This is a genomic window from Legionella sp. PATHC035, assembly GCF_026191115.1.
Lineage (GTDB): Bacteria > Pseudomonadota > Gammaproteobacteria > Legionellales > Legionellaceae > Legionella.
Genome location: NZ_JAPHOT010000001.1, coordinates 1,534,825 through 1,548,845 on the forward strand (window position 1 = coordinate 1,534,825; position 14,021 = coordinate 1,548,845).

A 14,021-nucleotide genomic window follows, 5' to 3' on the forward strand; every position below is an offset into this window, starting at 1 on the left:
ATCCCGATGTACAACGAGGGATGACAAGACCGGATGAATCGAATTGCAAAAAAACCTAAATAAATTGATAGTATTCGGGTGCATTAGAATGACATTTAAAGCATGTACTTTGGCAATTTGCTTTTTCCTGGCATTTACGTATTACCCCCTTACCAATCCATAAATCAAGCATAGGCTGTAATGCTTGAAGATCCAAACGAAACTCTCGAGTCAACTGCTGGGTACTCACTACACCTTGACGACAAATGTAATCACGTATTTGCAACAGCATTATTCCTCCGCATATTTCGTTTGGTGTATTGGCGTAACCCGATAACAACCACTAAAACCAATAAGAACACGATGATCTCGAGAACACTTTGTTCAGAACGCTGTATCCACTGGGCAGATTGATAAAATAGAACTGCGGCGGCATAGGCAATCACAAAAGACCAAACCACAGAAATCCACATATATTTTCGATTTGCTTCTTGGCGAATTACCGCCATTGTCGATACACAAGGGATATAAAGAAGAACAAACAATAGATAGGCATAGGCGCCTATTTTTCCATCAAAACGTTGCGCCATAATTCCATATACCGACTGAGAGACGGGATTATCCGCTGCACTAGCCAATATAGGATTCGTCAAAGCAGAACCGAGTTGAGCTAAATTCTGAGGAACAGACCACAAAGCGGCTTTGATGCCTGCCCAGAAATCAAAATGTGCGGCGGCAAGTTCACCTACATGACCTACTTGGGCATAAAGTGAATTGAGAGTACCAACCACTACCTCTTTAGCTAACATACCCGTTAACAATCCCACCGTTGCCGGCCAATTGTCCTGATGTATTCCCATAGGTGCAAATAGCGGGGTAATCCACTGTCCCATCAAAGAAAGCAATGATTGAGTACTGGCTTCGCCTGAGTTAATTCCACCGCCCAAGGTAATGGCGTTTAAACCACCTAAAAGAACACAAATAGGTACGATTAATTTCCCCGCCCGTACTACAAAAAAACGTAATCGCATAAAGGTTTCTTTAAATAATCGCTTGAGAGCAGGTTTATGATAAGCAGGCAACTCCAAAATTAAGGGGGAAGCATGTCCTTTTAAAGTGGATTTGCGCAAGATGAACCCGGTTAATACCGCCATCAAAATCCCTACCAGATACAAAGAAAACACGACATTTTGGCCGCCCGAGGGGAAAAACGCAGCGACAAATACTGCATAAATCGCCAAACGCGCACTGCAGGACATAAAAGGACTCATCATCACAGTGAGCAACCGATCACGTTCTGAATCCAGAGTTCGCGCTGCCATAATCGCGGGAACGTTGCAACCAAAACCAACGATCATCGGTACAAAAGATTTTCCCGGTAAACCCATCATCCGCATTGCTTTATCGACAACAAAAGCTGCTCTGGCCATATATCCTGAGGTCTCTAATAGGGATAAAAAGAAGAACATCGCCGCAATGACAGGGATAAACGTTAAGGTGGTATTGATGCCTTTACCAACTCCGTTGGCCAATAAAGCAATCAGCCAATTAGGGGCATGAACCTGGTGCAATAACCAGGCAGTACCTTGAACAAATATCGTATCCGTACTGATATCAAAAAAATCCTGAAACGCACCACCTACATTAATCGCAAATAAAAACATCAAATACATCATGGCAAAAAATATAGGGAGGGCAAAAAAACGATGCAACATAATCTTATCAAGCTTCGCAGTAAAATCCTCACTGGCATCACTTCGCTTTTTCTGCACAGCGGTCACCATTGCATGTATTTTCTGATATCGAGCATCCGCTAATAAGATATCCAGACTAGGCTCTGCTTCGTTGAGTAAAGGCAAGTTTTTGGTAAGCTTTTTATCGAATAACAACTCATCTCCCTCTGCAATCCTACGCGCATAATAATACGCAAGAGATTGGCTATACCCCTCATGAACTAAAGTGTTTTCCAGCGTTGTCAATGTTCGTTGTACCGCTTGGGGGATAGGCAGTATCCAGGGGATATGCTTTTGAGGCAGGTGAGTTAGTGCCTGCATTAACTGTGGAATCCCAACTTTTTTATGTGCTTGAATGGGAATAACAGGACAACCTAATTGTTGCGACAAGGCATTGATATCTATGGAGATACCGCGTTGCTGAGCGATATCCATCATATTCAGTGCGAGCAGTACCGGTTTGCCTAATTCCAAAATTTGTGTAGTCAGATATAAATGCCGCTCCAAATGACAGGCATCAATCACGTTGATAATACAATCTGTCTCCATCGTTGCCACAGAGTGGGCAGCGATGTGTTCATCTTGGCTCACGCCATCTGCATTCGCCACTAGTGAATAAACCCCAGGCAAATCCGTAACTTCAATACGTTGTTGACCTACGAAGAACTGTCCAGTTTTCTTTTCAACCGTAACACCTGGCCAATTTCCTATTCGCTGGTTGTCACCAGTTAATGCGTTAAATAAGGTGGTCTTACCACAATTAGGATTACCTACTAATAACACATGAGTCATATACGCTCCAAAATCAATTGACTCGCTTCGTCCTTACGCAAAGTTAAGGCAGTTCCTCTGACTTCAATTTGGATAGGGCATCCTAAGGGAGCAATTCGGACCACCAAAAGCTCCGTGCCACAGGTCACGCCCAAAGACAAAAGTCTACGTCTGTATTGCATCTCAGTTGTACCAAAACTGGTTAATCGTACTTTATCACCGGGTACTAATTCTGTAATTTTTATCATGTCCTAACAGCAAATAGTGAAATAATTTTAATCTTAGCACAAATGAAATCGAGAATCATTCTCAATTAAGAAAAAAATTATACATTAATTCAATTTTGAATCAACTTATAGCCTGGGCAAAATGAAGCAGAATTCGGGGAATTTTGCTCCCGCTACCGAAACCCCTATTAAGAATTACCATCAATCAACTCTTTAAGTTTTCTTTTGGGATGACGTGCTAAATAATCCACCGATTGCATTTCCAGCAAACGGCTTAATGTACGCTTGAAGGTATCTTTCATTTCACCTTCAACATACAACTCTTCAACGGCCACTTCCGCGGAAATAATAATATTGATTCCACGGTCATACATCACATCAATAAAGTGAATAAACATAATTGCTTGTAAGGTATGATTTACGGTTAATGAAGGGATGTTACTTAAAAAAATGGTGTCGAATTTATCTGCAAGTTCCAAGTAGTCCAATTGGCTACGAGGCAAATTACACAGGATATCAAAAGAAAACCAAATCGACTGTTCCGCAATCTTAAGATAAGGAATTTCACGGTTTTGGATTGTAATAAAACCATTTTCCTTAAATTCTTTGGTTAACAGCATGAATTGCTTCTCCATAGTCAAAGCCGTCTGCGCATTCAATGGAAATAAATAAGCATCAAGTAAAGGAGCTCTCCCGACCCGATAATCTCTTTGTTCATTTAAATGCAATACCTCGCAATGCTCTTTAATTGCTGTAATGGCAGGTAAAAATCGATTTCGATGAACCCCGTTTCGATACAACTCATCCGGAGGGATGTTCGAAGAAATCACTAAAATAACCCCATGCGCAATTAACGCTTGCAATAATTCCGCTAAAATCATGGCATAAGCAACGTCATGAACCATAAATTCATCAAAACAAAGCACTCGCGTTGTTTTGGCTAATTCCTTAGCGATTTTGCGAAGCGGATTCTTTTGTCCTTGCACTCGTCTTAATTGTGAGTCAACTTGTTGCATAAAATGATGGAAATGAAAACGTGCTTTCTTTTTCTCTTCAAGACAATCATAAAATAAATCAATTAAGTACGTTTTTCCCACCCCAACGGGACCATAGAGATACACCCCTTTAATTCGCGTTTTATGGAAGGGATAGAACCAAGATGAGTTCGATTTTTTTACCTCATCCGCTAGACATTGCATCTGTGCTAATATTTCTCGCTGCAACGGATCATCATCAATTTCACCACGATGTATTGCCGCTTCATATTGGCGAATCAAATTCATCATAAAACAACCTGAGAATGAATGTATTCTATGAGTTTAGCTTTGAGCTCGATTAATTTCCCATGAAAAAAATGTCCCGTATTGGCAAAACGAATCACCGGGAGTTCAGGATGAGCCTGTGCAGCAAACTCAAAAACCAAATGGGGAGGAACTACCTCATCTTCGTCCCCTTGCACAATAAGCCAGGGATGAGGTGCCGGATTAAATTCACCATAATTATAATGATGTATTGCAGGAGCCACTGTAATTAACAATTGTGCATCCGATTGTGACGCGGCTCGATAAGCTACGTAAGAACCAAAAGAAAAACCAGCAAAAATAAGTTTCTTTTCCGGCTGTTCTTTTTGCCACTCACGAACTAAGGCCAGCATATCTTCACTCTCACCAAGACCCGCATCATAATCACCGTCAGATTGCCCTACTCCGCGAAAATTAAAGCGTAACGAAGGAATACCTAACTCTTTAAAAACACGTGCTAAAGTGGTAACCACTTTATTATTCATCGTGCCGCCTTGCAGTGAATGAGGATGCCCCAAAAAAGCAATAAAGACCGAGTTATTTTGCTCTGGGACAGTTAAAACTGCTTCTAATTTCCCAACAGCTCCCTGCAAAAATAAGGCATGTTCACCTGGGACAGTTAATTTTTCAGTGATTTGCATAAAAAACCTGTTATCATAAGTACATATTTCATGCAGTTACGCCTATGAAGTGGGGGCATAACCTTCGTCGCCCTGATGGGCACCTTCTCCCTAATAGGGATAAGGCAAATCTTTCTTTCCTCATGGTTTGAGGTGAAGAACACAAAATCCCCTCTGCCACTCACTGGAAGAGGGTCTAGAGTAAGGGTATTCACATCCACCTTACTGATCCGCTACACCAAGAAGGCAGCTGCGTGAAGCCCGAATGATAACTCGAATTATAGATGAACAAAATGCATAAAGAGCAAAAAGAAGCAACGCCAATAACTAAAAACCTCCCTTTTTCCAAACGTTTTATTTTTTTAATTATAATTCCGGCAGTTTTTGTACTTATCGGAGTAATTCTTTATCTGCTTGGTGGCCGTTATGTGGCTACTGACAATGCCTATGTCAAAGCGGATATGATTCCTTTAAGCCCGCAGGTATCCGGTGTGGTTCAAGAGGTTTTTGTCATCGAGAACCAGCGTGTAACAAAGGATCAACTCCTCTATCGCATTGATCCAGAACCTTTTAAAGTGGCATTGACAAAAGCCGAATCGAAGTTAGCTCAAGTCCGCATTGATATTTTGGCAATGAAAGCCAATTATCGTGAAAAGCAGGCGGAATTAGAGCTGGCTCGTACCAAATATAATTTTTCTCTGCGCAATAAAAAGCGTCAGATGGATCTTGCAGAGAAACATTTTGTTTCATTATCCAGTTTAGACGAGGCCAATGAAGGTGCGGAACTTGCGGCACAACAGATAGTCACTTCGCAACATAATTTGCAAAGTTTGGCAGCATCCCTTGCAGGCAGTATTGACGAACCTGTAGCGTCACATCCTTCTTATTTAGTGGCAAAGGCAGAATATGAACAAGCAAAATTGGACCTACTCCGTACTGAAATTAAAGCTCCAGCAGCAGGAACCATTAGTGCTCCTCCCAAAAATGGACAATTCGTCAGTAAAGGCTCAATTACAATGACTTTGGTTGCTAATGATCACCCCTGGATTGAAGCAAACTTTACTGAAAAAGAGTTGACCTATGTCCGTCCGGGTCAAAAGGTAATTACTACCATCGATATTTATCCCGGAAAAAAATGGGAAGGTATTGTCCAAAGTTTAAGTCCTGCAACCGGTTCGGAGTTTTCCATTATTCCGGCGCAAAATGCCACCGGAAACTGGGTTAAAATTGCTCAACGCATTGCAGTCCGAATCCAGCTGCAACCTGACCCGAACAGTCCACCACTGCGTGCGGGACTCAGTTCCTGGGTAGAAATTGATACAGGACGTAAAAGATATTCATTTAAAAATCCTCCTCTGCCCAAATTAGGAGAGGGTTAAAACTAACCGATGTACTCCGGATAAGCAAAGCAAGCTCTGCTGCATTCCCTTCTCCCCTCATGGGAAGAAGGTGCCAGATAGGGCGGATGAGGGTATTTACTCTATTCCCTCACCTTGCCCCTCGCCCATCATTGGGGAGGAGCGTTTTAATATGACGCAGCATTATTTCGCAGCAACCGGAATCCATTTTAACGATAGATTTAGTGAACTCGATGATTAAAACAAATCAAGCACCCCAAGGATCACAAAGAGTATTCATTACTTTGTCGGTCATGCTTGCAACAGTAATGCAGTCATTGGATACAACCATTGCTAATGTAGCCTTACCCCGCATGCAAGGCGGGATGGGCGCAACTCAAGAACAAATTTCTTGGGTTCTTACCTCCTACATTGTTGCCGCAGCGATATTCACCCCTTTGACGGGATTTCTCGGTGACCGCTTTGGAAGAAAACGAATTTTTATTTGGTCCGTAATTGGTTTCACCATAGCCTCCATGCTTTGTGGGGCGGCGCAGAGTTTGTCACAAATTGTGTTATTCCGTTTACTTCAAGGTATTTGTGGCGCCAGTTTGATTCCAATATCCCAATCCATACTTTTAGATTCAAATCCTCCAGAAAAGCACGGTTCGGCAATGGCTATTTGGGGTATGGGGGTTATGGTTGGCCCCATTCTTGGCCCCTCTCTAGGCGGATGGCTTACTGAATACTACAACTGGCGATGGGTCTTTTATATTAATCTGCCCTTCGGTGCACTGGCCTGGATTGGTTTGACGATGTTTCTTCAGGAAAATAAGCTAAAAACTGAAAAACATTTTGATTTAATGGGATTCGCCTTTTTAAGTATTGCAATCGGCTCATTGCAGCTATTTCTTGACCGCGGTGAGTCGCTGGATTGGCTAAATAGTAATGAAATAATTATTGAGGGATTAGTGGCCCTTATCTGCTTGTATTTGTTTATTGCCCATATACTCACGTCAAGGACCCCTTTTATTGATCCATCCATGTTTAAAGATCGAAATTTTAGCGTAGGCCTGACTTTTATTTTTATTATTGGCATTATTTTACTGGCTACTATGGCCTTACTACCGCCATACATGCAAGGTTTAATGAATTATCCGGTAATTGACGTAGGCCTACTCTTAGCTCCTAGAGGAGTAGGCACGATGATGGCGATGATGATCGTAAGCAAGTTATCTGGAAAAATTGATGCGCGTTATCAAATTGGTTTGGGATTAATTTTAACGGATTATTCTTTATGGCTTATGACCTTATTCAATGTGAACATCAGCAATAGCGACATCATTTGTTCAGGAGTTATTCAAGGATTGGGGCTGGGTTTTATTTTTGTTCCGTTATCGACACTTACGTTCGCGAGCTTACCCCCTCAGTATCGCAATGACGGCACTTCATTATTTAGCTTACTCAGAAATATCGGCAGCAGTATCGGTATTTCCATAGTCATGACCAAATTAGCCCAAAACACCCAGGCAAATCATTCTGCCTTTGCCCATTTTATTACTCCATTTAACATCAGTTTAAACCATGCAAGCGAGCTAGGAGTATTTAATCTCCAGTCTACACAAGGACTGGCCATTCTTGATGCAACGGTAACCAAACAAGCTGTATTACTTGCCTACTTACAAGATTTTCGCTTCATGATGTGGTTGGTATTATGTGCGTTTCCACTTTTGTTTTTGCTTAGACCACCGTCCAAAAAATCAACTACTTCTCAACTTCCTGAATTTGAAATATGATAGCTCCAGTGAGTCAGCAAACTCGCTGCTCCTATTAAACCTCATTCCTTCACTTTCTCAGTAAGTTTAGAACGAGGTGAAATGCACTGACCCTTGTTGGCAGTGACTTTTTTTTAACTTTTTTGGAGGACTTGATCCATGCGACAGGTACCTAGAGTGTGTCTTGCTTTTCATCATTATGCTTGCTTCAATTTTTTAAGGGGTAAAGCATCATGAAGATCCATGATTTTAAACGTAAAAAAGAAGAAAAACAGAAAATTTCCATGATTACCTGCTACGATTATCCATCCGCCTGCATTGTAGCTGAATCCAATATTGATTGCGTTCTCGTTGGCGATTCTGTCGCGATGGCAGTTCATGGCCATGAAACAACCATCATGGCGACTATCGAGATGATGACGCTGCATACTCAAGCTGTAGCTCGTGGATTAAAACAGCAATTTTTAATCAGTGATCTCCCCTTTTTAAGCCATAAAACCTCAATGGCTCAAACTGTTGAACATGTAAAGCGCCTATTACAAGCCGGGGCACAGGCAGTGAAAATTGAAGGAGGAGATAGAGATACCTGTAATACTATTTCCTATTTGGTCAACGCAGGGATCCCTGTTATAGGCCATATCGGTTTAACACCTCAATCCATTCATCAATTGGGTGGCTATAAAGTGCAAGGAAAAAATCAAGATCAAGCAGAAAAGCTTATCCAACAAGCGCTTGATTTAGAGGCCGCTGGTTGTTTTGCTCTTGTCATCGAATGCGTACCCCAAAAATTAGCACAAACCATAACTCAGTCATTGGCTATACCTACTATTGGTATAGGCGCAGGCTCTGATACTGATGGTCAAGTCCTTGTTTGGCATGATATGTTGGGTTTACAAACTGACTTTAATCCAAAGTTTGTTAAACGATTCATCCAAGGCAAGGACATTCTCCTGAATGCATTAAATGCCTATGCACAACAGGTACAGCAAGTGAGTTTCCCAACGGCTGAACATTCATTTTAATTAACGAGAATCCGACATAGAAGGCATATAAGTGCCTTTTATGTTGTTCAACAACCGCGATTGTTATATTGAACCACATTAATTAAAAATGTGTTGAATCATTTAACTAATAGGGTTAAATCTGTAGGAGCAAGTTATGCAAATTTTCCACAACCTTGATGAATGGATAAGCTTTCGTAAAACATTATCTCCCGCTCTAACTCTTGGCTTTGCACCAACAATGGGTAATTTACATGCAGGGCATGCCTCTTTATTTTTAGCGAGCCAAAAGGAAAATCAACATACTGTTTCAAGTTTATTTGTCAATCCGACGCAATTTAATCAAGCAGACGACTTTAAGAATTATCCCCGCACTTTAGAAGCAGATCTTCAGATTATGGAAGATTCTGGCGTTGATTTTTGTATTCTTCCTAATGAACAATCAATGTATGCAGATCAATACCATTACCAGGTACACGAAAATCAACTTTGCCAACTGATGGAAGGAAAACATAGGCCAGGCCATTTTAATGGCGTATTAACGATAGTAATGAAGTTATTCAACCTGGTTAAACCGCACAGAGCTTATTTCGGTGAAAAAGATTATCAACAATACCTGTTAATTCAAGGCATGGTTCAGGCTTTTTTTATGGATATAGAAATTAAAGCCTGCCCCACCATTCGTGAGGCAAGTGGTTTGGCCTACAGTTCCCGTAACAATCGACTCAATAAGGAACAAAAAGCTTTAGCGGAACAATTTGCCGCACTATTTCAACAAAAGGAGCTCAGCTGTGCACAAATCACCGAACAATTAACTGCAAAAGGGATTGCTGTAGAATATGTTGAAGAACATCAAAATCGTCGTTTTGCTGCAATACGAATTGATCAGATCCGGTTAATTGATAATTATTCTTTAGAATAATTTTGAGTCCTTTCAAAACTGCAGTCTGGGTTGAGCGGCAGCGAAACCCAGTTTTTATTCAAATTAATCCTTCATAAAGACTAATATATCTGAATAGAACCAGTCGAATTTTAATCGATTGACCGCATTATTGTCTGCATATCCGCTATTGCTCAATAGGTTTGTTGATACAGGTAAGAAAGGCTCAAAGCCCATGAAAACCCTCTGGAAGTTCCTGGTTGCTTGCAACCAGGCTACAATAATTCCGGAATCGGCTCGCCTGGAACTTCTTCCGTAATTGCCGGCTGCGGAGCAACTTGCTGATACTGGGTTCCAAGCGCCGTTGATTGTGCAGGAATACCAGCCCAATGAGTATTTTCAGGTAAGCGCTCCCCTTTCATTAACAAAGAAAGGCTTCCTAGACAAGAGTTCTCTTCCATTAATGTATTGTAGAGAACGATTGAACCTACCCCTATATTGCACCCTGAGCCAATAGTCACATTAGAGACTTTGAATATTCTATCTTCATAAAGATGAGTTTGAATGATGGTCTCTGCATTGATACATACATCATTACCTATAGTAATGAGGTCAAATTCTGAAAACTCAGCGCTGTCAGTAAAAACTCGTTTACCCGCTTTAGTTCCAAGACAACGATGTATCCAAAGTGCGAAAGGAGTTCCCAAAACTTTGTTCGTTAAATGGGGATTTGTATAGTAGTTATACGAGTACTCAATAACATCATTTTTCCAAATAAAAGGATCCCAAATCGGTTTAGTTAAAGGCTTCAATCTACCCAACATCAACCACTTAAGAGCAACCAATACTCCAACGAGACAAACTGTAAAGAACATTTCGGCTGGTGGTAGAACCAACGCGGTAGCAAACCAAGAATATTCGCTTAACATATAGTCTAAAACGTAAAGCATATTGAATAATGCAATCAATGAAAAAGTTGACGGTAAAATAATTCGCATAAACTCAATGGCTAAACGCATACAGTACAGTTTTTTAGAAGGATAAAATGTATCCTTATCAGAAAAACCAACAAATAATTCGCGTTTTGGCAAAAAGACAGCTGGTGAACCCAACCAAGCAGAGTAAGGCTCTGTTGCTTTGTCTCCTGGTGGTGTCACCGATAAACATCCTAATAAAGCACCTTCCCCCATTGATTTACCTGCTGGTAATAAACTTACATTACCTACAAAAGCTCTTCGCCCAACAGTTACAGGAGCAAAAGAAATGAAACCATTACAGACGCTGGGCCAAGCCAAAGCGACTGAACTGGCGGCAAAGCCACCTTCTTCAATGGTAACTAGATCAGGAATAATATGAGGGGTCTCTCCCAGTTCGACGCCTTTACCCAGCTTTGCACCCAACAGGCGTAAAAACATAGGCAAATACAAAGTATCTGCCATCACTGAAATTTCATCGCCATCTAATAATTTCACCATGATCCAATGGCGGAAATAATAAAAACTCTTCAAAGGGTATTCGCCAGGTTTTATCTTATCCATAATGATCTTTTTACAGATTACTATGCATAAATAATATAATCCTAAAAAGAGTATCGCGCCCAAAGGTATGGCAAAAAACATCGTGGTAAAATAATGACTTTGATCATAGTAATAGCTAATCAAAGAGATGGATGGGATTAAGCATAAGTAATACACCACCATCACAAATACAACGCCTAAATAGTGCAAAATACCAAACAGGGTATTTTCCAACATAGTCGATTCTTCAACCGCAATTTTTTTCCGGGTAACATGGTCAGCAGGGGCAGTACCAGACAATGCAGGAGAACCGGCAAAATAGGCTCCTTGAGGAATTAAACCTTGATCATGAAGCATGGACATGTCATCCAAAACCCCATTATCTTCAATCTGGGTATTTAAACCCACCACTGCTCGTGAGCCCACATAGCAATTATTGCCTATGTTGATAGAGCCAATCTTTAACCAGCCATCTTCAACTATGTAGCCATTAAGTCTGCAATCAGAACCTATAGAAGTATTATCCCCTACAGTTAATAAATCATGTGCAGAAACCTGCATGGAGCCCAAATAACAATTTTTTCCTATTTTGGCGCCTAACAATCGATAATAGATAGCCGCTAACGGTGAGCCGACCAAAAATTTAGCTAAAAACAAATTCTTGAGCAGTCTTTGCACCAACCACCATCGAAAATAAAACCACCCCCAAAGCGGATATTCACCAGCTTTCACCCTGCCAAGTAAAATCCACTTCAAACAAATCGTGATAAATAACGAAATGATGGGCATAGATAAAAACAATGCTAAAAACGCCAGTTGTGATTCTCTAGAAATAATCGAATACTCAGAACTCACCCAGCTGTAACACAAAATAACAGCCAATAGTTGTAAGGTACCTACTGCATATTGCAATAAACATCCAAAAAATTGACCAACACCACATAAATAATACTTCCACTGAGGTGCTCTATATTTTTTCTTAGCCGCTGGCACTTCACTTACCTGAGAATTGGCATTAAGTGCACTAAATTTCTCTTCCAACTGGCTAATTGTTGGATTTTTATATAAATCTAGAATTGATATATTTTTTAAGACAGGTATTTTGCGTAAGTTAGAGATCACTTTCGCCGCATGTAATGAGTGTCCACCTAGATCGTAGAAAAAATCTGCATTTACAGAAATATTATTACAATCAAATACTTTTTCCCAGACAAGAGCAATTTCGCGAGCCAATTCAGTTTTAGGTTCTTTATAATGTGTCTCGGTCTTTTGTTGTGTAGGTTTAGGCAGTTCCTTCCGATTTACTTTACCGCTGGCTAATACTGGAAATGCTTCTAGGATTTCGATTAATGCGGGTACCATATAATCGGGCAAGCGTGATTTTAAAAAGTCTTTCAGTTCATTTACATCAAGGACATGATTTGTATCAAGGAGCAAATAAGCAACTAATGTGGGTTGCTCCAATGCGTGTAAACTAACAACTGCCTGCTTAATTCCAGCATATTGCATGATTACCGTTTCAATTTCGCTTAATTCAATGCGAAATCCACGCAATTTAATTTGATCATCCACACGCCCAGCAAAACGTAGGTCACCATTAGGCGCTCTGGAAACTAAATCGCCTGTTCGATACAAGCGCTGATTCTTATTTGCTGGATTTAAAATAAATTTTTCTGCAGTATTCTCTGGCCGATTGACATAACCACGAGCCAAAGCAACCCCAGCAATACACAATTCTCCTTCTTCACCATCCGCCACTTCCTGCAATTGCTCATCAAGGATAAGTACTTCATAACCAGGTAATGGCTGGCCAATAGTGATTTCTTTGTCGGGATGACACTCTGCATAAGTTGCAATAATCGTTGCCTCAGTAGGCCCATAGGTGTTGAGGATTCTCAGTCCGTCTCTACTCCACCGTTTGACTAGAGCAGAAGAACACGTTTCCCCACCTAAAATTAAAAGCCGCAGATCAGGCAAATGTCCCTCTAAAGCAGACAATAGAGTTGGCACTGTTGAAAAAACACTGACGCGATGCTGTTGTAAAAACGGAATTAAGCCTAAACCGGAACGCACCTCTTTGGCAGTGCAGGCAACTAGAGCGGCACCATTAGCAAAGGCCATCCAAAACTCTTCTAAAGAAGCGTCGAATGCTAAGGAAAATCCTTGATATACCTTATCATCACTGGTTATACCATAAAGTTTACTTGCAGTTTGTACATAGTGACAAATGCTGCGTTGCGTAATTTCCACGCCTTTAGGCTTTCCTGTTGAGCCTGAAGTGTAAATGATGTAACACAAGTCATCAGGACCCAAACCATCTTGAATTAATCTGTGTGTGGGACGTTTCGAAATTTCTTCAGCCAGTGTGTCAATCACATAAGTAGTTGGCCATGCCAGTTTTTTTTGGGCCAATTGCAGAGAAGAAGTTAACACTGCATCAAAAGGGAGATCCGAAAAAATGTAGTTAATCCGCTCATCTGGATAATCTACTTCAATAGGCACATAAGCGGCGCCTGATTTTAACGTGGCGAGTATAGCAACATAACATTCTATAGAACGTTCTAATAGAATGCCGACAATGCTCCCCTTGGATATTTCGTTTTCATAAAGAAAATGAGCTAATTGATTGGCACGATTTTCTAATTCTTGATAAGAAATAAATGCATTGTCGCAAATCAATGCGATATTACTTGAATAATTATCAGCGGATAGCTCAAAAAAATGATGCAATTGCATAGTGTTATAACCGGGTGAAAAACTCAAATTGGTTGACTCCTACTAATTGCGCCATTTTTCCACAGTTTAATTGATTTTATTGCTTATTTTTAATAAAAAAGAAGCGAGCAAGATCCTATATTCTCAATATATTATATTTAACAT

The 14,021-nt window shown here is 40.6% G+C and carries 10 protein-coding genes; 4 read left to right on the plus strand and 6 right to left on the minus strand.

The genetic code is table 11. The features are described 5' to 3' along the window. Positions 1-55: 55 nt before the first annotated feature. The 5 genes from OQJ13_RS06790 to OQJ13_RS06810 all read right to left on the minus strand — a co-directional run bounded on the left by OQJ13_RS06790 (position 56) and on the right by OQJ13_RS06810 (position 4,652). Complete coding sequence (locus tag OQJ13_RS06790; protein ID WP_265710099.1) at positions 56-271, minus strand: FeoC-like transcriptional regulator; 216 nt, start codon at positions 269-271, stop codon at positions 56-58. Then, on the minus strand, positions 252-2,504 hold the full coding sequence (gene feoB, locus OQJ13_RS06795; protein ID WP_265710100.1) for a Fe(2+) transporter permease subunit FeoB: 2,253 nt from the start codon (positions 2,502-2,504) through the stop codon (positions 252-254). The genes OQJ13_RS06790 and feoB overlap by 20 nt, the downstream gene beginning before the upstream one ends. Then, a complete protein-coding gene (locus tag OQJ13_RS06800) occupies positions 2,501-2,731 on the minus strand; it encodes a FeoA family protein (RefSeq protein WP_035900703.1) in 231 nt (76 codons plus the stop codon). The genes feoB and OQJ13_RS06800 overlap by 4 nt, the downstream gene beginning before the upstream one ends. A 167-nt stretch (positions 2,732-2,898) precedes the next feature. Next, positions 2,899-3,993, minus strand: coding sequence for a cell division protein ZapE (zapE, locus tag OQJ13_RS06805; protein WP_265711906.1), 1,095 nt, complete (start codon positions 3,991-3,993; stop codon positions 2,899-2,901). Next, positions 3,993-4,652 carry an alpha/beta hydrolase gene (locus tag OQJ13_RS06810; protein ID WP_265710101.1) on the minus strand — a complete coding sequence of 220 codons (660 nt, stop codon included), beginning with the start codon at positions 4,650-4,652 and terminating at the stop codon, positions 3,993-3,995. The genes zapE and OQJ13_RS06810 overlap by 1 nt, the downstream gene beginning before the upstream one ends. A 272-nt stretch (positions 4,653-4,924) precedes the next feature. Between OQJ13_RS06810 and OQJ13_RS06815 the strand changes: the two genes are divergently transcribed. The 4 genes from OQJ13_RS06815 to panC all read left to right on the plus strand — a co-directional run bounded on the left by OQJ13_RS06815 (position 4,925) and on the right by panC (position 9,666). Continuing rightward, on the plus strand, positions 4,925-6,010 hold the full coding sequence (locus tag OQJ13_RS06815; protein WP_265710102.1) for an HlyD family secretion protein: 1,086 nt from the start codon (positions 4,925-4,927) through the stop codon (positions 6,008-6,010). Between the two features lie 212 nt (positions 6,011-6,222). Beyond that, positions 6,223-7,764, plus strand: a complete 1,542-nt coding sequence (locus tag OQJ13_RS06820) for a DHA2 family efflux MFS transporter permease subunit (RefSeq protein ID WP_265710103.1) — start codon at positions 6,223-6,225, stop codon at positions 7,762-7,764. Between the two features lie 212 nt (positions 7,765-7,976). Then, entirely contained in the window at positions 7,977-8,765 is a 789-nt protein-coding gene (panB, locus tag OQJ13_RS06825) for a 3-methyl-2-oxobutanoate hydroxymethyltransferase (RefSeq protein ID WP_265710104.1), read from the plus strand. Between the two features lie 136 nt (positions 8,766-8,901). After that, positions 8,902-9,666, plus strand: a complete 765-nt coding sequence (gene panC / locus OQJ13_RS06830) for a pantoate--beta-alanine ligase (protein ID WP_265710106.1) — start codon at positions 8,902-8,904, stop codon at positions 9,664-9,666. A 233-nt stretch (positions 9,667-9,899) separates the two neighbouring features. Here the strand turns inward: panC and OQJ13_RS06835 are convergent, their stop codons facing one another. Further along, entirely contained in the window at positions 9,900-13,904 is a 4,005-nt protein-coding gene (locus tag OQJ13_RS06835; protein WP_265710107.1) for a Pls/PosA family non-ribosomal peptide synthetase, read from the minus strand. Positions 13,905-14,021: the final 117 nt, after the last annotated feature.

Coding starts and splice junctions, on each gene's coding strand:
- zapE (WP_265711906.1), bottom strand. CDS start 3,993: ATGAATTTGATTCGCCAATATGAAGCGGCAATACATCGTGGTGAAATT.
- panC (WP_265710106.1), top strand. CDS start 8,902: ATGCAAATTTTCCACAACCTTGATGAATGGATAAGCTTTCGTAAAACA.
- OQJ13_RS06815 (WP_265710102.1), top strand. CDS start 4,925: ATGCATAAAGAGCAAAAAGAAGCAACGCCAATAACTAAAAACCTCCCT.
- feoB (WP_265710100.1), bottom strand. CDS start 2,504: ATGACTCATGTGTTATTAGTAGGTAATCCTAATTGTGGTAAGACCACC.
- OQJ13_RS06810 (WP_265710101.1), bottom strand. CDS start 4,652: ATGCAAATCACTGAAAAATTAACTGTCCCAGGTGAACATGCCTTATTT.
- OQJ13_RS06790 (WP_265710099.1), bottom strand. CDS start 271: ATGCTGTTGCAAATACGTGATTACATTTGTCGTCAAGGTGTAGTGAGT.
- OQJ13_RS06800 (WP_035900703.1), bottom strand. CDS start 2,731: ATGATAAAAATTACAGAATTAGTACCCGGTGATAAAGTACGATTAACC.
- OQJ13_RS06820 (WP_265710103.1), top strand. CDS start 6,223: ATGATTAAAACAAATCAAGCACCCCAAGGATCACAAAGAGTATTCATT.
- panB (WP_265710104.1), top strand. CDS start 7,977: ATGAAGATCCATGATTTTAAACGTAAAAAAGAAGAAAAACAGAAAATT.